Here is a 21,951-nt window from a genome sequence, read left to right on the forward strand (position 1 = left end):
CGCGTCATCCGCTTCCCAGAGGACCAACCGGAAGGAATATCACTATGGCGGCACCCGTCGTCACCATGCAGCAGCTGGTCGAGACCGGCGCGCACTTCGGCCACCAGACCCACCGCTGGAACCCGAAGATGAAGCCCTACATCTTTGGCGACCGCAACGGCGTCCACATCCTCGACCTGTCGCAGACCGTGCCGCTCTTCGCGCGCGCTCTGGAGTTCATCAGCTCGACCGTCGCGGGCGGTGGCAAGGTCCTGTTCGTCGGCACCAAGCGCCAGGCGCAGGAGCCGGTCGCCGAGGCCGCTCGCCGCGCGGGCCAGCACTTCGTCAACCATCGCTGGCTGGGCGGCATGCTCACCAACTGGAAGACGATCTCGAACTCGATCAAGCGCCTTAAGACCCTCGAGGAGCAGCTGTCGGGCGACACGCACGGCCTGACCAAGAAGGAAGTGCTGAACCTGACCCGCGAGCGCGACAAGCTCGAGCTGTCGCTGGGCGGCATCCGCGACATGGGCGGCATCCCGGACGTGATGTTCGTGATCGACGCCAACAAGGAAGAGCTGGCGATCAAGGAAGCCAACACGCTGGGCATCCCCGTCGTCGCGATCCTCGATTCGAACGTCTCGCCCGACGGCATCGCGTTCCCGGTTCCCGCGAATGACGACGCCAGCCGCGCGATCCGTCTGTACTGCGAAGCCGTTGCCATCGCCGCGACCCGTGGCGGTCACGAGCAGCAGCGCCGTGGCGGTGCGGACTTCGGCGCGATGGCGGAGCCGCCCGTCGAGGAAGCGCTGACCGTCGCCCCGGCGGACGTCGCCGAGCAGGCGGTCGAGGCCGAGCGCCAGATCGACGCGTAATCGCGTGAGAAAGCCCCGCGGTGCGGGCGGGGCGATCATCGACCGGATGGGGCAACCCGTCGGTCGATGACATCGGCTTGACATGCAAGCCGTGCTAAGGGCCGCCTCCGATGGGGCGGCCCTACCCGCATCCCCCTTTTCAGACAGAGGAAATCAGACAATGGCCGATATCACCGCAGCGATGGTCAAGGACCTGCGTGAAAAGAGCGGCGCGGGCATGATGGACTGCAAGAAGGCGCTGGCCGAGGCGAATGGCGACATGGACGCCGCGCTGGACTGGCTGCGCACGAAGGGCCTGGCGGCCGCGCAGAAGAAGTCGAGCCGTACCGCAGCCGAGGGGCTGGTCGGCGTCGCCACCAGCGGCACCGTCGGCGCGGCCGTCGAAGTGAACTCGGAAACCGACTTCGTCGCCAAGAACGACCAGTTCCAGTCGTTCGTGAAGGACGTCACCGCGATCGCGCTGAAGTCGACCGACGATGTCGAGGCGCTGAAGAACGAAGCGATGCCGCAGGGCGGCACCGTCGCCGAAGTGCTGACCAACAACGTCGCGACCATCGGTGAGAACCAGTCGCTGCGTCGCGCCAAGCGCCTCGAAGTGTCGAAGGGCGCGGTCGTGTCCTATGTCCACAACCAGCAGGCGCCGGGCCTGGGCAAGATCGGCGTGCTCGTCGCGCTCGAATCGGACGCGTCGGACGAGGTCCTGCAGAAGCTGGGCAAGGACCTGGCCATGCACGTCGCGGCCGCCTTCCCCAAGGCGCTGAACGAGGAAGACCTGGACGAGGCCGAGATCGAGCGTGAGCGCGCGATCGCGACCGAAAAGGCCGCCGAATCGGGCAAGCCCGCCGACATCATCGCCAAGATGGTCGAGGGCGGCATCGCCAAGTACCGCAAGGAGCACGCGCTGGTCAGCCAGCTGTTCGTGATGGACGGCAAGACCAAGATCAGCGACGTGGTGGCCAAGGCCGCCAAGGACGCCGGTGCCGAGATCAAGCTGGTGGACTATGTCCGCTTCCAGCTGGGCGAGGGCATCGAGAAGGAAGCGTCGGACTTCGCCGCCGAAGTCGCCGCGGCCTCGGGCGTTCCGCAGAAGGCGTAACGATCCGTGCCGTCCCTCGATGGGACGGTGACGGCAAAGGGGAGCGGTCGCCGCGAGGTGGTCGCTCCCTTTGCGTTTGAGGGAAGACGATCGCTCCCGAGCTTCGTTCGCCCTGGGCGAAATCGAAGGGCGCGGGGTCGGCGAAGTCCCATGGGCTTCGACGTCGCACAGCCTGAACGGGGCGGGGGGCGAATGCCGAGTCGCTTTTGTGAGACACGACAGGCCCACGAAAATCCCCGCGATCCGCCGCTCCACGGTTGCCCGCCGCCCGCCCGCCGCCTAAGGTCCGCGGCACTTTCACCATCAAGATCCGAGAAACGATGACCAGCCCGCGCTTCAAACGTATCCTATTGAAACTCTCGGGCGAGGTGCTGATGGGCGAGGGGGGGCTGTCCATCTCCCCCGAGATCACCGCGCGCGTGGCGCAGGAGATCGCCGATGTCCGGGCGCAGGGTTATGAACTGTGCATCGTGGTCGGTGGCGGCAATATCTTCCGCGGCCTGTCGGCGGCGGCCAAGGGGTTCGAACGCGCGACCGCGGACTATATGGGCATGCTGGCGACCGTCATGAATGCGCTGGCGGTGCAGAACGCGCTGGAGCAGATCGGCGTCGACACGCGCGTCCAGTCGGCGATTCCGATGGCCAGCGTCTGCGAACCCTTCATCCGTCGTCGCGCCGAGCGGCATCTGGAAAAGGGCCGGGTGGTGATCTTCGCGGCGGGCGTCGGATCGCCCTTCTTCACCACCGACAGCGGTGCCGCGCTGCGCGCCGCCGAGATGAAGTGCGACGCGCTGTTCAAGGGCACCAGCGTCGACGGTGTCTATGACGCCGATCCCAAGAAGGTGCCGACCGCCACCCGTTACGAAACCGTCAGCTATTCCAAGGTCCTGTCCGACGACCTGAAGGTCATGGACGCCTCGGCCATCGCGCTGTGCCGCGACAACAATATCCCGATCGTCGTCTTCAACATCCGCGAACATGGCAATTTCGGTGCCGTGCTCGCCGGTCAGGGTGTGTCGACGGTCGTTCAGAACGCAGGAGCTTAACCCATGCCAGCCTATGACAAGTCCGATCTCGAGCGCCGTATGCAGGGCGCGGTCGAATCGCTGAAGCACGACCTGAACGGTCTGCGCACCGGCCGTGCGTCGACCGCCTTGCTCGATCCGGTGACGGTCGAGGTCTATGGCAGCCATATGCCGCTGAACCAGGTCGCGACCGTCTCGGCACCCGAGCCGCGCATGCTGTCGGTGCAGGTGTGGGACAAGTCGAACGTGTCGTCGGTGGAAAAGGCGATCCGTTCTGCCGGTCTGGGCCTGAATCCGATCAACGACGGCCAGACGCTGCGCCTGCCGATCCCCGACCTGACCGAGGAGCGCCGCAAGGAGCTCGCCAAGCTGGCGAACAAATATGCCGAGGGCGCGCGCATCGCGGTGCGCAACGTGCGTCGCGACGGCATGGACAGCCTGAAGACCGACGAGAAGAAGGGCGTCTTCGGCGAGGACGAGCGCAAGCGTCACGAGACCGAGGTCCAGAAGCTGACCGACGCCACCGTCGCCGAGCTGGATGCGGCGGCGGCGGCCAAGGAAAAGGAAATCCTGGGCAAGTGAGTCCTCCGGCCGCCTCGGCCCAGACGGCTCTGGGGTCGCTGGTGGCCGTGCCCGATACGGGTGCGGTCCCGCGTCACGTCGCGATCATCATGGACGGCAATGGCCGCTGGGCCAAACGCCGTCTGCTGCCCCGCTTCGCCGGTCACAAGGCTGGGGTGGATGCCGTGCGTCGCATCGCGCGCGCGGCGCGGGCAATGGGGATCGAGGCGCTGACGCTCTACGCCTTTTCCTCGGAAAACTGGCGGCGGCCCGAAACCGAGATCAGCGACCTGATGGGGCTGCTCCGCATCTTCCTGCGCAAGGATCTGGCGGAGCTGGTGTCGGACAATGTCCGGCTGCGCGTGATCGGCGACTATCGCCGCTTCGCGCCCGATCTGGTCGCGATGATCGACGACGCCATTGCCCGGACCTCGGTCAATAGCGGGCCGGTCCTGGCCATCGCGCTGAACTATGGCGCGCAGGCCGAGCTGGTCGAGGCGACGAAGCGGCTGGCGATGAAGGTCGCGGCGGGCGAGATGACCGCCGACGCCATCACGCCCGAGGCGATCGAGGGCGAGTTGCAGACGAACGGCCTGCCGCCGCTCGACCTGGTCATTCGCACCTCGGGCGAACAGCGGCTGTCCAACTTCCTGTTGTGGCAGGCCGCCTATGCCGAGTTGATGTTCGTCGACACGCTCTGGCCCGATTTCGACGAGGCCGCGCTGGCCGATGCGGTGGCCGCCTTCGGACAACGGCACAGGCGTTTCGGCGGCCTGTGATCGATCGCGATTCAGAACCCGCGGCAAGGCCGGTCGAGCCCGCCGCCAAGCCCATGTCCAATCTGACCAAGCGGGTGCTGGCCAGCATCGTGATGATCGCGGTGGCCAGCCTGTGCCTGGCGCTGGGCGATCTGGCCTTCTGGCTGCTGGCGGTGGTCGTCGGGCTGTTCATGATGGCCGAATGGTCCGACCTGTTGAAGGTCGACGCCAAGCAGAAGCGACTGGCCCAGTTCGCGCTGTCGGTGCCGCTCGCGATCATGGCGCCGGGACTGGCGGCCGGGCCTGGCTTTTTCGCGCTGGGCCTGATCGCGGCAACCTTCTTCTTCCTGACCATCGTGTCGCGGCGGCCGGCATTCGGGGCCGGTGCCTTTTATGTCGGGCTGCCGGTCTTCTCGCTGCTGGCGATCCGTCTGCATGACGACGGGCTGGCGCTGTCGCTGTGGACGATGGCGCTGGTCTGGGCCTGCGACAGCGGCGCGTTCTTCGTCGGGCGGCAGTTTGGCGGACCCAAGCTCGCACCGAGCATCAGCCCGGCCAAGACCTGGTCGGGGCTGATCGGCGGCGTGGCGGCGGCGACCCTGCTGGCGGTGCTGATGCGCGCCTACCATGGCCTGCCTTTTCACCTCGTCATCGCGACCCCGGTGCTGGCGGTGCTGGCGCAGATCGGCGACCTGTTCGAAAGCGGGCTGAAGCGGCGGGCGGGGGTGAAGGACAGCGGCAATGTCCTGCCCGGCCATGGCGGCGTCATGGACCGGCTCGACGGCATCGTGCCCGTGGCCCCGATCGCGGCTCTCCTGATCTTTCTGCCGGACCTGTTCTGATGCGAAGCGTGACGATTCTCGGCGCGACCGGCTCGGTCGGCACCTCGACGCTGGACCTGATCGAGCGCGAGCCCGATCGCTACCGCGTCCGCGCGCTGACCGCCAATGGTGATGTCGCCAAGCTGGCGGCGGCGGCGAAGCGGACCCATGCCGAGCTGGCGGTGGTCGCCGACGAACGCTGCCTGCCCGATCTGCGTGCGGCGCTGGCGGGGACCGGGACGCGGGTGGCGGGCGGACGTGCCGCGGTGATCGAGGCGGCGGCGAGCGGCGCGGACTGGACGATGGGGGCGATCGTCGGGTGCGCCGGGCTGGAGCCCGCCATGGCCGCGATCGCCCAGGGCGGCACGGTGGTGCTGGCCAACAAGGAGCCGCTCGTCTCGGCGGGTGAGGTGGTGTTGGCAGCGGCCGCGAAGGCGGGGGCGACGCTGTTGCCCGCCGACAGCGAGCACAACGCCATCTACCAATGTTTCGACTTTGCGCGACCCGAGCGGGTGCGCCGGATCGTCCTGACCGCCAGCGGCGGCCCGTTCCGCACCTGGACCACCGACGCCATGCGCCAGGTCACCCCCGAACAGGCGGTGGCGCATCCCAACTGGTCGATGGGCGCGAAGATCTCGGTCGATTCGGCGACGATGATGAACAAGGGGCTGGAGCTGATCGAGGCGGCCCGGCTGTTCCCGGTCCCCTCCGACCGGATCGAGATCGTGTTGCATCCCCAATCGGTGATCCATTCGGCGGTCGATTATGTCGACGGCTCGATGCTGGCGCAGCTTGGGCCGTCCGACATGCGGGTGCCGATCGCGCATTGCCTGGCCTGGCCGGACCGGATGCCGACGCCGATGGCGCCGCTCGACCTGGTCGCGCTGGGCCGGATGGACTTTGCCGCGCCCGACCCTGTGCGCTTTCCCGCGCTGCGACTGGCGCGTGCCGCGCTGGAGGCGGGTGGGGCGGCTCCGGCTATTCTGAATGCGGCCAATGAGGTCGCGGTTGCGGCTTTTCTCGCCCGTCGCATCGGCTTCCTCGAAATTGCCGCAATCGTTGAGGATATTCTCCATCGCTACGACCCGGCCCCGCCGGAAACGCTCGACGCGGTGATCGCGATCGATGCGGAGACGCGGGAGCTGGCGGGCGAGCGCGTTGAGGATTGCGTCGTTTGATCGAAACCCCCGGCCTGTTGTTGACCATCCTGGCCTTTGTTCTCGCCATCGGTCCGCTCGTGTTCGTGCACGAGATGGGTCATTACCTCGCCGGGCGCTGGTTCGGGGTGAAGGCGGAAACCTTCGCGATCGGCTTCGGGCACGAGGTGTTCGGGCTGACCGACCGGCGCGGTACGCGGTGGAAGATCGGGTGGCTGCCGCTGGGCGGCTATGTGAAGTTCGCCGGCGACATGAACCCCGCCAGCCAGCCCGACGCGGCCTGGCTCTCGCTCCCGCCCGAGGAGCGCGCACGGACGTTCCAGGCCAAGCCGGTGTGGCAGCGCGCGATCATCGTCGCGGCGGGCCCCGCGATCAATTTCGTCGCGGCGATCCTGATCCTGGCGGGCTTTGCCTGTGCCTATGGCGAGGCGGTGATCCCGCCGGTGGTGGGTGAGGTCGTGACGGGAAGCGCCGCCGCCTCTTCGGCGCTGCGCCCCGGCGACCGGGTGACGGCGATCGACGGGCGCACCGTCACCGATTTCGCCGATATCGCGCGCTATGTGCAGATCCGCGCCGGACAGCGGGTGACGATCGAGGCGACGCGCAGCGGCGTGCCGTTCACGACCGACGTCACCGTCGGCACCGACGAGCAGCGCGATCGCTTCGGCAACCGCTATCGCATCGGCCGCCTGGGCGTGCGCGGCACCGGCACGGTCGATGTCCGCCCGGTCGGTCTTCTCCGCGCGCCGGTGGTGGCGGTAAAGCGCACCGGCGAAATCGTCCGCATGATGGTCGAGACGCTGGGGCAGGTGATTTCCGGCCGCCGCTCGGTCAAGGAACTGGGCGGGCCGGTGTCGATCGCCAAGGTCTCGGGCGAGCAGATGGCGCTGGGCCTCGACGCCTTTGTTTTCTTCGTGGCGCTGGTGTCCATCAATCTGGGGTTCATCAACCTCTTGCCAGTGCCGATGCTGGATGGCGGTCATCTTCTCTTCTATGCGATCGAAGCGGTGCGACGTCGCCCCCTGGAGCCGGTGGCCCAGGAATGGGCATTCCGTGGCGGTTTGGTGGCGATCCTGGCCCTGATGCTCTTCGTGACGTTCAACGATCTGGGCAATTTGGGGCTTTGGAAAAATATCGCTGGCTTGATCGGCTGACGCCGATGGGGCAGGGCGCGAGGACGACAGGGGTCGGTTCGACTTTTCTGGGGTGGGTTTGGTGACAGCAATGACGGGTATCAAGACTGTGCGCGCAGGCGCCTTATTGCTGGCGGGCACGATGCTGTCGGGCGTCCCCGTCATGGCGCAGGTCGCGCCCGCGACGCCCGCCGGGACGACGACACAGGCGGCGGCGCCCGCCGCCACGCCCGCGCCGCAGCGGATCATCAAGACGCTGCGGGTCGAGGGCGCGCAGCGGATCGAGCCCGAAACGGTGCTCTCCTACACCAAGCTGCGCGTGGGCATTCCCTATTCGGCCGAAACGCTCGACCAGGCGCTGAAGGATCTCCAGGCGTCCGAGCTGTTCGCCGACTATTCGATCTCGGGCGTCGAGAGCGGTGACATCGTGCTGCGGGTGCGCGAGAACCCGATCATCAACCGGGTCATTCTGGAGGGCAACAAGCGCCTGAAGGAAGACAAGATCAAGAAGGAGATCAAGCTCGCGCCGCGGCAGATCTTCACCCGCACCGCCGTCCGCCAGGACGTGGCGCGCATCGTCGAGCTGTACCGCCGCCAGGGCCGGTTCGGCGCGGTGGTGGACCCCAAGATGGTCAATCTGGACCAGAACCGCGTCGATGTGGTGTTCGAGATCAGCGAGGGGCCGAAGTCCAAGGTCCGCCAGATCAACATCATCGGCAACGAGAAATTCTCCGACGACGAGCTGCGCGGTGCGATGTACACCAAGCAGTCGCGCTGGTTTCGCTTCCTGTCCTCGGCCACCAGCTACGACCAGGATCGCCTGGCCGCCGACCAGCAGAAGCTGCGCGCCTTCTATCTGTCCAACGGCTATGCCGATTTCCGCGTGACCAGCGCGGTGGCCGAGCTGACCCCGGACAAGAAGGATTTCATCATCACCTATGTGGTGGAGGAAGGCCCGCGCTACAAGTTCGGCGACGTCAAGGTCGACAGCCAGATCCGCGACTTTGACAATGAAAAGCTCGCCCAGTCGCTGCCGATGAAGAAGGGCGACTGGTACAATGCCAAGCTGATCGAGGATTCGATCGACAGCCTCAGCCAGACGGCGGGCCTGTTCGGCTATGCCTTTACCGACGTGAACCCCGAGTTCCAGCGTGACAAGGACACGCTGACCATGTCGATCACGTTCAACATCGCCGAGGCGAAGCGGACCTATATCGAGCGGATCGACATCAACGGCAACACGCAGACCCAGGACAAGGTCGTCCGCCGCGAGTTCCGCGTGGCCGAGGGCGATGCGTTCAACAGCTTCCAGGTCCGCCGCAGCCAGGACCGCATCAATTCGCTCGGCTATTTCCAGGAAAAGCTGGAGGTCAAGCAGAACCCCGGCTCGACCCCCGACCGAATCGTGCTGGAAACCAACACCGAGGAACAGTCCACCGGCTCGCTCCAGCTGTCGGCGGGCTATTCGTCGCTGGAACGCTTCATCATCCAGGCGAACATCACCCAGCGCAATTTCCGCGGCAAGGGCCAGGAACTGCGCGCGGGCGTGAACTATTCGGCCTATTCCAAGTCGATCGAGCTGGGCTTCACCGAGCCTTATGTGTTCGACAAGAACGTCGCGCTGGGCGTCGACGTGTTCCGTCGCGACTATAACTCGTTCAACTATCTGGGCACCACCCGCCAGACGACCTATAGCCAGGTGTCGACCGGCTTCCAGGTGCGCGCGGGCGTGCCGCTGACCGAATATTGGTCGCTGTCGGGTCGCTATGGCCTGACCTATGACGAGGTCGGTTTGGCCTCGTCCTTCTTCAACGCCGATGGCAGCTGTAACTTCCAGACGGCGGGCCGTTATCTTTGCGACGCGATCGGCAATCGCTGGACCTCGTCGGTCGGCTATTCGCTGATCTATGACAGCCTGAACAGCCGTCTGCGTCCGACCGCGGGTCAGCGTTTCTCGTTCAGCCAGGACTTTGCCGGTCTGGGCGGCGACGTGAAATATATCCGCACCCGTGGCGAAGGCGCGAAGTTCTGGGGTCTGGGCAAGGGCTTCGTCTTCTCGGTGCTGGGCGAGGGCGGCTATATCCACTCGCTGGAGGACAGCCGCGGTCCCGGCATCGACCCGGTGCGTATCGTCGACCGCTTCTATCTGGGCGAGCCGCAGTTCCGTGGCTTCGACATTCGCGGCGTCGGTCCGCGCGTGCTGCGCGTGCCCTATGTCATCGGCACCGACGGATCGCAGTCGCGTCAGACCGATCGCGACCAGATCGTCGACGACGCGCTGGGCGGCCGCGCTTATTATCTGACGCGCGCCGAACTCGAGATTCCGCTGGGCTCGGGTGCGCGCGAAATGGGTCTGCGGCCCAGCATCTATGTCCAGGCGGGCAGCCTGTGGGGCATCACCCGCCCGTTGCCGTCGCTCGACTTCCCGCAGGCGCGCGACGCCAACGGCAATCTGCTGTTCAACAAGGACGGGTCGAAGACGCTCGCCCCCTCGCTGCTCAAGGACGGGCAGGGGCGGCAGCTCTACGTCGTGCCGACCGGGTCGGACAATGCGGGGCAGTTCACCACCTGCTCGGTCGGCTTCTCGGCGACGTCGGGCGGAACCTGCTCGGGCACCAGCACCAACACGATCGCGCAGAATACCAACTATGCCGAAGAGCAGTTCTACGGCGGCACCTGGCGTCCGCGCGTGTCGATCGGCATCGGTGTGAACTGGAATTCACCATTTGGACCGCTGCGCATCGACCTGGCCAAGGCATTGGTCACGCAGCCGGGCGACGACCCCAAGCTCATCACTTTCAACGTAGGGACGCAGTTCTGATGAAGACGATTTCCAAGCTCCTCCTCGCGGCGGCCCTGGTGGCCCCGGCCGCGACCGTCGCGACGACCGCGAGTGCGCAGGTGAACGGCGTCGCCGTGGCCGACCCGCAGGGTGCGATCGCCGGTTCGCGCGCCTGGGCGACCGCCCGCCAGCAGATCGAGACGACCTACAAGGCGCAGCTCGACCAGGCCGAGACCCGCCGCACCGCGCTCGCTGCCGAGCTGAACCCGCTGGTCCAGGCGTTCCAGACCGCGCGTTCGGCCCCCAACGCCAACGAAGCGGCGCTGCGCACCCAGGCGCAGGCGATCCAGACCAAGCAGCAGGCCGCCGAGCAGGAACTGGCCCGCCTGACCCAGCCCGCCGTCCGCGCGCAGACCTATGCCGTCGAGCAGCTCCAGGCCAAGCTGGGCGAAGCGGTGCAGAACGCCGTCCGCGCCAAGAATGTCAGTCTGCTGGTCAGCCCGCAGGCGGTGCTGTTCATGCAGCCGACCGCCGACATCACCTCGGCGGTGACGGCCGAGCTGGACAAGCTGGTCCCGACCGTCAGCATCACCCCGCCGGCGGGCTGGCAGCCCGGTCAGCAGGGTGGCCAGCAGGGCGCCGCCCCCGCCGCCGCTCCGGCCGCCACCCCGGCTCCGGCGCCCGCGCGTCGCCAGAACAGCGGCCGGTAATCGCTTCGTGAGCGACGTTGTGAACGACGAGGCGAAGACCGTCCTCGGCCCGCTGGACGTCACGCGGGTCATGGCGGCGATCCCGCACCGTTACCCGATGTTGCTGGTCGATCGTGTCGAGGAACTGGTCCTCGACACGTCGATCCGCGCGGTGAAGGCGGTGACGATCAACGAGGCGTTTTTCCAGGGCCATTATCCTGGCCGTCCGATCATGCCCGGCGTGCTGATCGTCGAGGCGCTGGCGCAGGCCGCCGGTGTCCTGGGCGTGGAAAGCCTGGGCCTCGCCAATTCGGGCAAGCTCGTCTATTTCATGTCGATCGACGGCGTGAAGTTCCGCAAGCCCGTGGAACCCGGCGTCCTCCTCCATCTGGAGGTGGAGTTCGTGTCGAAGCGGACCCGCGTGTGCAAGTTCGCGGGTGTCGCCAAGATCGACGGCGTCGCCGTGGCGGAGGCCAATTTCACCGCGATGATCGCCGATCCGCCCGCCGAGGCGTAAGGGCTCACGTCGCTTTTGACTATCGGGGCGCGGTCCGCTATGGGCCGCGCCTTGAGCTTTAAGGCTGGTCGGAACCAGCCATTTTCCGGAGCAATATCATGAAGACCGATACGCACCCCGACTATCACATGATCAAGGTCCAGATGACCGACGGCACCGTGTTCGAAACCCGCTCCACCTGGGGCAAGGAAGGCGACACGATGCAGCTCGACATCGATCCGCTGGCGCACCCGGCCTGGACCGGCGGTCGTGGCCAGATGCTGGACACCGGCGGTCAGGTCGCGCGCTTCAACAAGCGCTTCGGTGGCGGTCTCACGCTCCGCAAGTAATGGCCTGGCCCTGCGGGGCCGTGCCGTCGCAAAGGACCCGGCGCCTCCCATGCGGAGGGGCCGGGTTTTTTGTATCCGCCGCGCGCGGCGGGCAAATCGTTTGCGATGTATTTACCACCTCGCTTTAGCATTGCCTGCATGTTCGCCGCCGAATTCGAGCCCTTGAAAATCCCGGCCCGCCGTCGCTCGAAGCGGACGGAGGTGAAGGTGGAGGCCGATTATGAGGGCGACGGCCTGGCCCGCGCGCTGTGCCGCGTCCTCGACATTTCGACCCACGGCGCCCGGCTGGAAACCTATACCGAGTTGCGCAGCGGGATGACGATCTGGCTGCGGCTGCCCAAGGTGGGGCAGGTGATCGCCCGGATCGTCTGGGCGGACGATTTCGCGGCGGGGTGCCAGTTCCAGACTCCGCTGGCGCAGGACGCCTATGAGGTGCTGGCGCCGCTCGCCTGATCGCGGGGTGGCCAGGGGCGACCGGCTGGGCTAGTCCATGGGTCTATTCGTTACAAATGGAACGATCTTGACCCTGCCAGTCCCTCCCGTGACCGCGCTGCCGCGTGGCGAAGACAGTGTCGCCGCGGTCAGCGTGACCGAGCTGTTCACGATCGGTATCGGCCCTTCCAGTTCGCACACGGTCGGGCCCATGCGCGCCGCCAAGGCCTTTGCGGTCGAGATGCTCGACACCGGGCTGATCCCGGTGCGGGTGCAGGCCGAGCTGTTCGGATCGCTATCGCTGACCGGGCGCGGGCACCATAGCGACCGTGCCGTCCTGCTGGGCCTGGCGGGGGAGACGCCCGAGACGATCGATCCCGACGCCGTTGAGGGACTGCTCGCGCGGATCGGGCGAGACGCGGCGGATCACGCTCGACGGGCGGCATGCGATGGATTTCGATCCCGAGGCCGATCTGCTGTTCCGCCCCGGCTTCCTGCCCGCCCATCCCAACGGGATGGTCTTCACCGCCTTCCTGTCCGACGGCAGTTCGGTGGTGCGGCGCTTCTACTCGATCGGCGGCGGTGCGATCCGGATGGAGGGGGCCGAACTGGCGCGGACCAACCGGCGACTGGCCTATCCCTTCGCTTCCGGTGCGGAACTGCTCGAGCGTACCGGGGATACCGGCTTGTCGATCGCGCAGATCGTCCGCGCCAACGAGGCGGCGTGGCGCGAGGATGCGGAGACGGACGCGTTTCTCGACCGGGTTCGCGATGCGATGGTGGGCGCGATCGATCGCGGCTGTACCGCGACGGGCATCCTGCCCGGCGGGCTGAAGGTCCAGCGCCGTGCGCAGGCGATCAAGCAGAAGCTGCTCGACCGGGGGCCGCGCACCGATCCCAGCCTGGTGTTCGAATGGGTCAGCCTGTGGGCGCTGGCAGTCAATGAGGAGAATGCGGCGGGCGGACGGGTCGTGACCGCCCCGACCAACGGCGCGGCCGGGGTCATCCCGGCGGTGCTGCGCTATTACGAGGCCTTCGTCCATGGTGCGACGCGCGACGGGGTTCGTACCCTGTTGCTGACGGCGGCGGCGGTGGGGATGCTCTACAAGAAGCGGGCCTCCATATCGGCGGCGGAGATGGGCTGCCAGGGCGAGGTCGGCGTCGCCTGCTCGATGGCGGCGGCGGGGCTGGCGGCGGCGCTGGGCGGCACTCCCGCGCAGGTCGAGAATGCCGCCGAGATCGGCATGGAGCATAATCTGGGGCTGACCTGCGACCCGATCGGCGGGCTCGTCCAGATCCCGTGTATCGAGCGCAATACGATGGGCGCGATCAAGGCGATCAACGCCGCCTATCTCGCGCTGCACGGCGACGGGCGGCACATCGTCAGCCTGGATCAGGTGATCGAGACGATGCGCCAGACCGGCGAGGACATGAAGTCGCAATATAAGGAAACCAGCCTGGGCGGGCTGGCGGTCAACGTCGTCGAGTGCTGACCCGCCGGGTCAGCGCGCCGCCCAGCGGATCGCGTTGGTCAGGATGCGGCGATAGGCGGGATCGTCATAGAGCTGCGGCTCATGCCCCAGCGCGGAATAGACGACCCGCCCCCTGCTACGCGGGTTGATCCACAGCACGGGATGGTCCGCGCCCATGCGCAGCCGCTCGCCGGGGCGATAGCTGCCCTCGTCGACGCGGGCGAGCACGGTCATGCCGCGCGCCGCCGGATTGGCGTCGAAGCTGTACCACTCGTCGCGCGCGACCCAGGGCATCGTCACGCCGCGAAGCACGGGATGGTCCGGCCGGACCGCGACGACCCGCGCGGGCTGGATGTGATCCGCGCCGCCCGGATGGCCGATAAAGGTCGTGCCGATGATCGTATCGGCATACCAGGGCGCCTTGTGGCTGTCGTCGCCCGCCGCGTGCAGCGCCACGACCCCGCCACCGCGCGCGACGAAGCGCGCAAAGGCCGCCTGCTGCTCGGCGCTCAGGAAATCGCCGCTGGCGCTGTTGAGGACGATGACCGAGAAGCGCGATAGCTGGTCGTCGTTGAAGATGGCGGCATTCTCGGTGGTGAAGCTGGCGCGGCCCAGTTCGCTGGCGATCCCGGCCAGCACGGTATTGGAGTGCGGGATATGCTCGATATGCCGCCATCCATTGGTCTTGGAGACGATCAGGACGCCGCGCTGCAATCCGGCGGGCAGGGTGGGGGCGATGCTGTCGTTCACGCGGCCGGGCAGATGCGGATCGGCCGGGACTTGCGCAGTCGCCAGCGCGGCAAGGATCGCCCATGTTTTCAGCATCATCCATCTCCCTTTTCCGGGAGCCTAACGCCAAAGCGCCCGAGGTTGAAAGCCCCGGGCGCCTCGTTTCGTCAATCCGCCGCGATCGGGCCGTCATGCGGCTTGGGTCGCCGGGTGAACCAGGTCAGCGCCGCCAGCACGATGCACAGCCAGGCCGACACATAGAAGATGTCGGTCGAGGCCAGCAGATAGGCCTGGCCGACCATCTGCCGGGTGACGGCGGCGGCGGCCTGGGTATCGGTCAGGCCCAGATGGTTGAGACCCGTCCGCGCCATCTGCCACACCGGATTCTGGCCGATCGCCTCGGACAGATGCGCCTGGTGCAGCGCCTCGCGCCGGTCCCACATCGTCGTCGTCAGCGACGCGGCAAAACTCCCCGCCGTGATGCGCGCGAAATTGGAAATGCCGGTCGCCGACGGAATGCGATGCTGGGGCACGCCGTCCAGCGCGATGGTCAGCATCGCGAGGAAGAAGGTGCTCATCGCGATCCCCTGAACCATCAGCGGCAGGACGAAGTCGCTGAAGCTGGCCGAGGTGTTGAGCCCCGAGCGCATCCAGTAGGACAGGCCGAAGGCGGCAAAGGCGATGGTCGCCATGATCCGCGCATCGACCTTGCCCGACAGCCGCGCGACGATGGGGGTGAGGACCACCGCCACCGCCCCGCTGGGCGCGGCGACCAGCCCCGCCCAGGTCGCGGTATAGCCGAGCTGCGTCTGGAGCCAGAGCGGCAGCAGCAGCGTGTTGGCGAAGAACACGGCATAGCCGAGGCAGAAGGCCAGCGTCCCGATGCTGAAATTGCGCCCCTTGAACAGCGACAGGTCGACCGCCGGGTTGGCGTCGGTCATCTCCCAGATCAGCCATGCGACGAAGCCGACGATGGCGATCACCGTCATCACCACGATCCGGGTCGAATGGAACCAGTCATCATTCTTGCCCAGGTCGAGCATCATCTGGAGCGCCCCGACCCAGACGACCAGCATGATGAGCCCGACCTTGTCGATCGGCAGGTTGCGGGTCGGCGTTTCCCGGCTCGACAGGCCGCGCCAGCAGACACCGGCGCAGAACAGGCCGACCGGCACGTTGATCAGGAAGATCCAGCTCCAGTGATAATTGTCGGAGATGTAGCCGCCCAGGATCGGCCCCATGATCGGCGCGACCAGCGTCGTCATCGACCAGATGCCGAGCGCGGTCGAGCGTTTCTGCGGCGGGAAGATCGAGATCAGCAGCGCCTGGCTGCCCGGGATCATCGGCCCCGATACCGCGCCTTGAAGCACGCGGAAACCGATCAGCGAGGACAGGTCCCATGCGATGCCGCACAGGAACGAGGCGATGGTGAACAGGAAGACCGAGACGCAGAATGTCCGCACCACCCCGAACTTGCCCATCAGCCAGCCGGTCAGCGGCACCGCCACGCCGTTGGCGACGGCGAAGGCGGTGACGACCCAGGTCGAGTTGTCCGAACTGACGCCCAGATTGCCCGCGATGGTGGGCAGCGAGACGTTGGCGATGGTCGAATCGAGCACCTGCATGAAGGTGCCCAGCGCCAGCGCGAAGGCGATCAGCGCCAGCGAGGCGCCTTTCAGCGGAGCGGGGCCGTCCCCCGCGCCCGCCTGGGGAGGGGCGCCCGCCATCAGCGATTGGCCGCGATGATCTGCGCGATCCGCGCCTCGATCGCGGGATCGTTGCCGTCGGTCGCGGGGGTGCGATAGGTCTGGCTTGCAGGGGCACCGATGCGCGGGCCGCGCTGGTCGGCGGTATCGACCGTGACGGTCGCCGACAGGCCGACGCGCAGCGGGTTCTGGCGAAGCTCATTGGCGTCCAGCCCGATCCGCACCGGCACGCGCTGGACGATCTTGATCCAGTTGCCGCTGGCATTTTGCGGCGGCAGCAGCGCGAAGGCGTTGCCGCTGCCCGCGCCCAGGCCGATAACCTTGCCGTGATAGACGATCTTGCCGCCATAGATGTCGGCGACGATCGTCGCGGGCTGGCCGATCCGCAGGTCCTTCAACTGGGTCTCGCGGAAATTGGCGTCGACCCAGAGCCGGTCGAGCGGCACCACCGCCATCAGCGGGGTTCCGGCGGCGACCTGCTGGCCGACCTGCACGGTGCGCTGCGCGACGACGCCGGTGATCGGGGCGACGACGTGCATATGGCTGCGCGCGATGGCGGCGCGGCGATAGGCGGCGATCGCGGCGAGGACCGACGGGTTGGTCGATACCTCGGTCCCCTGCACGGCGGTGCGCGCCTGCGCCGCCTGGGCGCGGGCGAGGTTCAGGTTGGCGGTCGCGACCTTTACCGCGTCGGCGGCGTGCGACAGCTCCTCGCCCGACACGGCCCCCTCGGCGGCGGCACCCCGGCGGCGGGCATAATCGGCCTGCGCCTGGGTCAGCTCGGCCTGCGCCTGGACGATGGCCGCGCCGCTTTGGTTGACCTTGGTGAAGTCCGCCCGCGTCGCGCGGACCGCGCGCGCCAGCTCGGCGGCGGCCGAGGCCACGCCGACATCGGCGGTGGCGGGGTCCAGGTCGATCAGCGGCGCGCCCTGCTTCACCGTCTGGGTGTTGTCGGCATGGATGGCGAGCACCGTGCCAGGATCGCGCGCGGTGATCGCCACCACATCGCCCGCGACATAGGCGTCGTCGGTCTCTTCCTCGGGCTTGGCGAGCAGGAAGTGGAACACGGCCCAGACGATCGCGGCGATCACCACGACGACCGCCAGGATGGTCAGGCCGGTCTTGCGCGCCCTGGGCTTGCCAGCGGGCGCGGGGGAGGGGGCAGCGGTGGCGGTGTCGCTCATCGGGGCGTGCTTTCGGTGGAAGGAGAGAAACCGCCGCCCAGGGCGACGGCCAGCGCGATCCGCGCCTGGACCGCGTCGGCGGCGAGATTGGCGTCGGCCTGATCGGCCTCCAGCTGGCGGATATCGGGGTCGATCAACCCCAGTTGCGATTGCAGCCCGCTCGATACGCGAATGGCGTTCAGGCGGCGCGTCTCGGCCAGTCCGCGCGTGACCTCGCTCTGGCGGGCGCGCTCGGTGGCGAGGGTGCGGCTGCGCGTCACCGCATCGGCGGCCTCGCGCACCGCGCCGACGACCCGGTCGTTATAATCGGCGGTCGCCAGGTCGAGCGCGGCGGTCGCGCCGGCCAGGCCCGCGCGAAGCCGCCCGCTGTCGAAGATCGGCAGGTGGATGGCGGGCCCGGCGCCGACGGTCCCGGCATCGGCGGTGAACAGATTGCCCAGCCCGACCGCCTGGAACCCCGCCAGCGCCATCAGATTGACATTGGGCAGGAACGCCTTGCGCGCGACCTCCTGCCCGCCCTTCGCGGCCTCGATCCGGGCGAGCGCGGCGGCGATGTCGGGGCGACGGGACAGCAGGTCGGCGGGCACGATGCCCGGCATGGGGAGCGCGGTGTCGAGCGCGATCCGCGTCGGCGCGATCGTCGCGGGATAGTCGAGGCCCCGCCCGGCCAGCGCCGCCAGCGCGTTGCGCGCCAGCGCCGCCTGTGCCTCGGCCCTTGCCAGCGCGACCCGCGCTTGGGCGAGCAAAGTCTGCGCGCTGCTGGCGTCGAGCTGGCTGGCGAGGTGGTTGCGGATGCGCGCCTGCACCAGCCCCAGCGAGCGGGTGCGTGTATCGATGGTCCGGCGCGCGATCGCCGCTTGACGCTCGGCACGGGCGAGTTCGACATAGGTCTGCGCGACCGATCCTGCGAGCGCAAGCCGCGCCGCCGTCACGTCGAGCATCGCCGCGCGGGTGGAGGCGCGCGCCGCCTGAATCGCGGCGGCCTGTCGCCCGAACAGGTCGATCGTCCAGTTGAGACTGGCCTGTGCCTGCCCCAGCCATTGGGTCGTCCCCGCATAGGGCGGCGGAATGGTGTAGCGGCCCGAGATGCGGCTATATTGCTCCTGCGCGTCGAGCGACACGGCGGGGCCGTCCTCCGCCCGGCGGCTGGCCAGCACCGACTCGGCCTGGCGCAGCCGCGCCATCGCGATCTCCAGCGACGGATTGCCGGACAGCGCATCGCCGACGATCCGGTCGAGCTGCGGATCGCCCAGCCCATGCCACCACTCGGTCGCCACCAGCGGCGCCTGCGCGGTGCCCAGACCCAGCGTGTCGGTCGCGACCGGGGCGATGGCGGGATGCGCCTGCGGCACCGAACAGCCCGCCAGCAAAAGGGCGGTGAGGAATGCCGACCGCTTCATGCCTGTGTCTCCAGACGGTCGCGGAGCCGGAGGAGAAGGGCGACGAGCTGGTCGGCATCCTCCTGCGACCAGTCGGCCATCCAGTCGTTCCACAGGGTGACGACCTTGACCTTGCAGCGTTCCGCGACGATGCGCCCGGCCTCGGTCAGCGCGAGGCGGACGACCCGGCGATCGGATGTGCAGCGGCGGCGCGCGATCAGGCCGCGCTCCTCCAGCGTGTCGATGATCCGCGTCGTCGCGCCGGTATCGTGGCACAGGTGGCGCGACATCTCCGCCGCCGTCTCCCCGAAACCGCAGAGCAGCGTCATCAGCGCGCTCCACTGGACATGGGTGACTTCCTCATCCTGAAAGATCGGCTCCATCCCGATCCGGGCGAGCTGGAACACGCGCTTGGTCAGATAACCGACCGAGCGTTCGGGATCGAAATGGGCAGTATCTTGGTGAGCCATATGACTGCCATGGCAATAGCTGCCACGGCAGTCAATTTATGGATGCCATCATGACGTATTTGTCATGGTCGAGCGGGTGCGGTGGGGCGAGACGATCGCGTCTCGCCCCGTTCGGGTCAGTGGGTTTCGCGGGTCGCCGCGATCGCGGCATTGGCGGCGAGGATATAGGCCGAGGTGGTCGCGACCGTATATTCGTTCTCGAACCACAGGAACGGCCAGTCGGTCTTCAACTCGGGGAAGTCCGGCTTCACGATCAGCACGCCCGGCACCAGCCCGCCGGGGATGAAGCCGTAATCGGCGCGGTTGTGACCATAGCCGATCAGCTTGGACGCGGTACCCACCGTCGAGACGAGCGACAGGTTGTTCGCCGGGTGCCGCCCCAGCACATAGTCGATCGCGTTCAGCGTGTATTCGGTCCCGACGATCTCCGGGAACGCCTTGTGCATCAGGTACATGTTCGATCCGAACGCGACGACCTGATGCGATCCGGCCCAATTGGCTTCGCTGATCGGTACGCCGAAGGGGTTTTTGGCCAGATCGGCGTCGAGCGTCGCCTTGGCCTGCCGGACCAGCGGCACCAGTGCGGCCCGGTACTTGGCGTCCATGAAGGGCAGGGCGCGGATCGCCGAGGCCCCGACCCATTCGAAGCTCTTGGCCACCACCGGCATCAGCGCGCGGAGGCGATCGGCATAGACGCGGTCGCCCTTGCTGGTGATCAGCATTTCCACCGTCGCGCCGACATTGGCGCCCTCCGCCGACCAGGGCGATCCCGAATCGTCGCGCCCGTCACCCGCCTTGACCGGGCCCTTTTGCTGGCGGGACCACAGCGTCTTGGCGGCATCCCACGCCTCGGCGGCCATGGTCGGGTCGCTGTCGGCCAGCGCGCGCGAGGCGGCGGCCAGCGCGCCCGCCACCGCCAGATTGTTGGCGGGCAGATCGGTGGTGAAGGCCCAGCGATCGTCCTGCGCGCCCGACGATCCGCCGCGCCGCTCCGCCACGCCCAGCGAGGCGTCATAGGTCAGATTGTCGGTCTGGGACCCCGCATCGCCCAGATGAGCATATTGCCGCTGGACGGGGTCGATGATGCCAACGATCGCATGGCCGAACACCTTGTACTGGGCGAGCAGTTGCAGCGCGCCGTGGCGGATCTGCTGGACCGCGTCCTGCTGGCCGTCGGGCTTGCGGATTTCGACCGCACGGGCGGCCTCGTCCACGCTCGTCTCGTCCCAGTCCAGCCCGTAAAGCTCACGCCCCCAGGCCAGATCGCGGACCACGGCGGCGTTTTGCGGCGTCTGGATGTCGTAATCGCCCGCATCCTGGAAGCCGCCGACGTCCAGCCCCGGAATATGCTCACCCGGCTTGAACGGCGAATCGAGGGTCGGACCCATTTTATAGCCGTCGAAATGGACGTGATTGGGCGGCGCCTGGCGCGCATCGTCCAGATGCGAGGGGGCGGACCAGACGCGATATTGTTCGCGAATGCCGACATGGTCCATCTGCTCGGCGATGAAGGTGTCGAGCGAGGTCTGCCAGATGCGGTCATAGGCGTCGGGCGCGATGCGGAACGGGTTGGTCACCTGGCCGCCATAGGAAATGGCATAGACGCCCGGTTCGCGGACCTGCGAGAAGTCGAAGGCGGCGTAATTATAGCGCATCCAGCGTCCGCGCGGGGTGACGCGGCTGCGCAGCACCGATTGCCGGGTTCCGTCGGCGGCCAGGCGGACGAGTTCGGCCTCGGCGGGGGCGAAACCGTGCGGATCGGTCTCGATCAGCGCGATCTTGGATCGGCCCGGCGTATAGCCCGCCTGGTTGAACGAGACGACCGGCGCGCGGACCCAGTCCTTCACGACATTGGGGCGGACATGCCAGACGACGGCATTCTCCCTGGCCCCGGCCGCGATCAGCGAGCGGACGACGAACCAGCCATTCTGCGCCCGGTTGCGCGCGTCATAGAGTTCCAGCGCCCCGGCGTCCGAGGTGATGGTGACGCGGGTCAGCGGATCTTCGGGCGACAGGGTGATCGACTTGCCCCCGGCGGCCAGCGGCATCGGATCGCCCGACCCGTCCTTGCGCATCGGTCCCGTGGCATGACGCGGGAAGAGCCCCGGCGCGCTGTCCATCAGATAGGTCTTGCCGAAATAGCTGGTCGGCAGGAAATCGAGGTTGAACCCCGCCTTGCCCGCCAGCGCCGCGGGCAGCGGCTTGTCGAGGTCGACCGCGATGCGAAACCCGTCGCCCTCTGCCGTCACCTTCACCCGATAACCCAGATCGACGTCCTTATAGGTGGATCGGACCACCACCTGATTGGGCTCGGTCCCGCGCGTCCGGCTGATGAAGGCGGGGACCGGGTCCCATTGTTCGGGCGTGCGGTTCAATCGCACCGCGCCATCGGTCGCGATCCGCTCGCCATGCAGGACGATCTGGAGCCCGGCATTCTTCTCGTCGAAGAAGATCGGGCTGAACTGATTCTGGTCGACCATGACGGTCAGCCCCTGGCGCTCGAGCGTCTCCGCCGGGGTGACGGCCAGCGACTGTGCCCGGACCGCCTGGGCCCCCGCGATCACGCTGGCCGAGGCCAACAAGGCGATCCCCATCCGTTTCAGCATATCCCCTCCTAGTAGCGCTATCATTTATGAACGCGGAAGCGGCGCCCGGACGGAGAGTCCGTCCCGCATTCCGCGTCCCGCATGCCGGGGCCTTTATGACCTCGCGGCGCAGGCAATCTGTGGCAGATTGCCGGATTAAACAACGGAAAAGTGGATGGTTATCCTGCATCAGTCAAAGGGACGGCACGGGCCTTGCCCAGCCGACGCAAGGGGCCGGAGGGGACGTGAGTATAACGCTCATATGATCGGGC

Annotated in this window: 19 protein-coding genes and 1 pseudogene; 14 read left to right on the plus strand and 6 right to left on the minus strand. The window is 67.5% G+C overall.

All coding sequences use genetic code 11. The features are described 5' to 3' along the window. The first annotated feature begins 44 nt into the window (after window positions 1–44). The 14 genes and pseudogenes from rpsB to QE385_RS00295 all read left to right on the plus strand — a co-directional run bounded on the left by rpsB (window position 45) and on the right by QE385_RS00295 (window position 13,647). Window positions 45–854 (plus strand): 30S ribosomal protein S2, encoded by an 810-nt coding sequence (gene rpsB / locus QE385_RS00230; protein ID WP_307097988.1) that lies wholly within the window; start codon window positions 45–47, stop codon window positions 852–854. 160 nt (window positions 855–1,014) lie between these two features. Further along, on the plus strand, window positions 1,015–1,950 hold the full coding sequence (gene tsf / locus QE385_RS00235; protein ID WP_307097989.1) for a translation elongation factor Ts: 936 nt from the start codon (window positions 1,015–1,017) through the stop codon (window positions 1,948–1,950). Between the two features lie 320 nt (window positions 1,951–2,270). Further along, entirely contained in the window at window positions 2,271–2,996 is a 726-nt protein-coding gene (pyrH, locus tag QE385_RS00240; RefSeq protein ID WP_307097990.1) for a UMP kinase, read from the plus strand. 3 nt (window positions 2,997–2,999) lie between these two features. After that, on the plus strand, window positions 3,000–3,557 hold the full coding sequence (gene frr / locus QE385_RS00245) for a ribosome recycling factor (protein ID WP_307097991.1): 558 nt from the start codon (window positions 3,000–3,002) through the stop codon (window positions 3,555–3,557). An 89-nt stretch (window positions 3,558–3,646) separates the two neighbouring features. Continuing rightward, window positions 3,647–4,315: a polyprenyl diphosphate synthase gene (gene uppS / locus QE385_RS00250; RefSeq protein ID WP_373424703.1), complete on the plus strand. Its 669-nt coding sequence runs from the start codon at window positions 3,647–3,649 to the stop codon at window positions 4,313–4,315. 53 nt (window positions 4,316–4,368) lie between these two features. Beyond that, window positions 4,369–5,136, plus strand: coding sequence for a phosphatidate cytidylyltransferase (locus QE385_RS00255; protein ID WP_307104492.1), 768 nt, complete (start codon window positions 4,369–4,371; stop codon window positions 5,134–5,136). After that, window positions 5,136–6,293 carry a 1-deoxy-D-xylulose-5-phosphate reductoisomerase gene (gene dxr, locus QE385_RS00260; RefSeq protein WP_307097992.1) on the plus strand — a complete coding sequence of 386 codons (1,158 nt, stop codon included), beginning with the start codon at window positions 5,136–5,138 and terminating at the stop codon, window positions 6,291–6,293. Before QE385_RS00255 ends, dxr begins: the two co-directional genes overlap by 1 nt. Continuing rightward, entirely contained in the window at window positions 6,290–7,426 is a 1,137-nt protein-coding gene (gene rseP, locus QE385_RS00265) for an RIP metalloprotease RseP (RefSeq protein ID WP_307097993.1), read from the plus strand. Before dxr ends, rseP begins: the two co-directional genes overlap by 4 nt. A gap of 70 nt (window positions 7,427–7,496) precedes the next feature. After that, a complete protein-coding gene (gene bamA, locus QE385_RS00270) occupies window positions 7,497–10,226 on the plus strand; it encodes an outer membrane protein assembly factor BamA (RefSeq protein ID WP_307097994.1) in 2,730 nt (909 codons plus the stop codon). Beyond that, window positions 10,226–10,897, plus strand: coding sequence for an OmpH family outer membrane protein (locus QE385_RS00275; protein ID WP_307097995.1), 672 nt, complete (start codon window positions 10,226–10,228; stop codon window positions 10,895–10,897). Before bamA ends, QE385_RS00275 begins: the two co-directional genes overlap by 1 nt. Window positions 10,898–10,904: 7 nt before the next feature. Beyond that, window positions 10,905–11,393: a 3-hydroxyacyl-ACP dehydratase FabZ gene (gene fabZ / locus QE385_RS00280; RefSeq protein WP_307097996.1), complete on the plus strand. Its 489-nt coding sequence runs from the start codon at window positions 10,905–10,907 to the stop codon at window positions 11,391–11,393. Between the two features lie 98 nt (window positions 11,394–11,491). Beyond that, a complete protein-coding gene (gene rpmE / locus QE385_RS00285) occupies window positions 11,492–11,722 on the plus strand; it encodes a 50S ribosomal protein L31 (RefSeq protein ID WP_007404343.1) in 231 nt (76 codons plus the stop codon). A 138-nt stretch (window positions 11,723–11,860) separates the two neighbouring features. Beyond that, window positions 11,861–12,175 carry a PilZ domain-containing protein gene (locus QE385_RS00290; protein ID WP_307097997.1) on the plus strand — a complete coding sequence of 105 codons (315 nt, stop codon included), beginning with the start codon at window positions 11,861–11,863 and terminating at the stop codon, window positions 12,173–12,175. 190 nt (window positions 12,176–12,365) lie between these two features. Beyond that, window positions 12,366–13,647 (plus strand): annotated as a pseudogene (locus tag QE385_RS00295) (L-serine ammonia-lyase). A gap of 9 nt (window positions 13,648–13,656) precedes the next feature. Here QE385_RS00295 and QE385_RS00300 read toward each other — a convergent pair. The 6 genes from QE385_RS00300 to QE385_RS00325 form a co-directional block, all read right to left on the minus strand. Further along, entirely contained in the window at window positions 13,657–14,454 is a 798-nt protein-coding gene (locus QE385_RS00300; protein WP_307097998.1) for a ThuA domain-containing protein, read from the minus strand. 68 nt (window positions 14,455–14,522) lie between these two features. Continuing rightward, a complete protein-coding gene (locus QE385_RS00305; RefSeq protein WP_307097999.1) occupies window positions 14,523–16,082 on the minus strand; it encodes a DHA2 family efflux MFS transporter permease subunit in 1,560 nt (519 codons plus the stop codon). Then, window positions 16,082–17,245, minus strand: coding sequence for an efflux RND transporter periplasmic adaptor subunit (locus QE385_RS00310; protein WP_307098000.1), 1,164 nt, complete (start codon window positions 17,243–17,245; stop codon window positions 16,082–16,084). The genes QE385_RS00305 and QE385_RS00310 overlap by 1 nt, the downstream gene beginning before the upstream one ends. Further along, window positions 17,242–18,645, minus strand: coding sequence for an efflux transporter outer membrane subunit (locus QE385_RS00315; protein WP_307098001.1), 1,404 nt, complete (start codon window positions 18,643–18,645; stop codon window positions 17,242–17,244). The genes QE385_RS00310 and QE385_RS00315 overlap by 4 nt, the downstream gene beginning before the upstream one ends. Beyond that, the gene (locus QE385_RS00320; RefSeq protein ID WP_307098002.1) at window positions 18,642–19,094 is read right to left on the minus strand and encodes a MarR family winged helix-turn-helix transcriptional regulator; all 453 of its coding nucleotides are present in this window, start codon (window positions 19,092–19,094) and stop codon (window positions 18,642–18,644) included. The genes QE385_RS00315 and QE385_RS00320 overlap by 4 nt, the downstream gene beginning before the upstream one ends. Before the next feature lie 116 nt (window positions 19,095–19,210). Beyond that, window positions 19,211–21,700: a glycoside hydrolase family 9 protein gene (locus tag QE385_RS00325; protein ID WP_307098003.1), complete on the minus strand. Its 2,490-nt coding sequence runs from the start codon at window positions 21,698–21,700 to the stop codon at window positions 19,211–19,213. Between the last annotated feature and the right edge of the window lie 251 nt (window positions 21,701–21,951).

It is taken from the genome of Sphingomonas sp. SORGH_AS_0950 (assembly GCF_030818415.1).
Taxonomy (GTDB): domain Bacteria; phylum Pseudomonadota; class Alphaproteobacteria; order Sphingomonadales; family Sphingomonadaceae; genus Sphingomonas.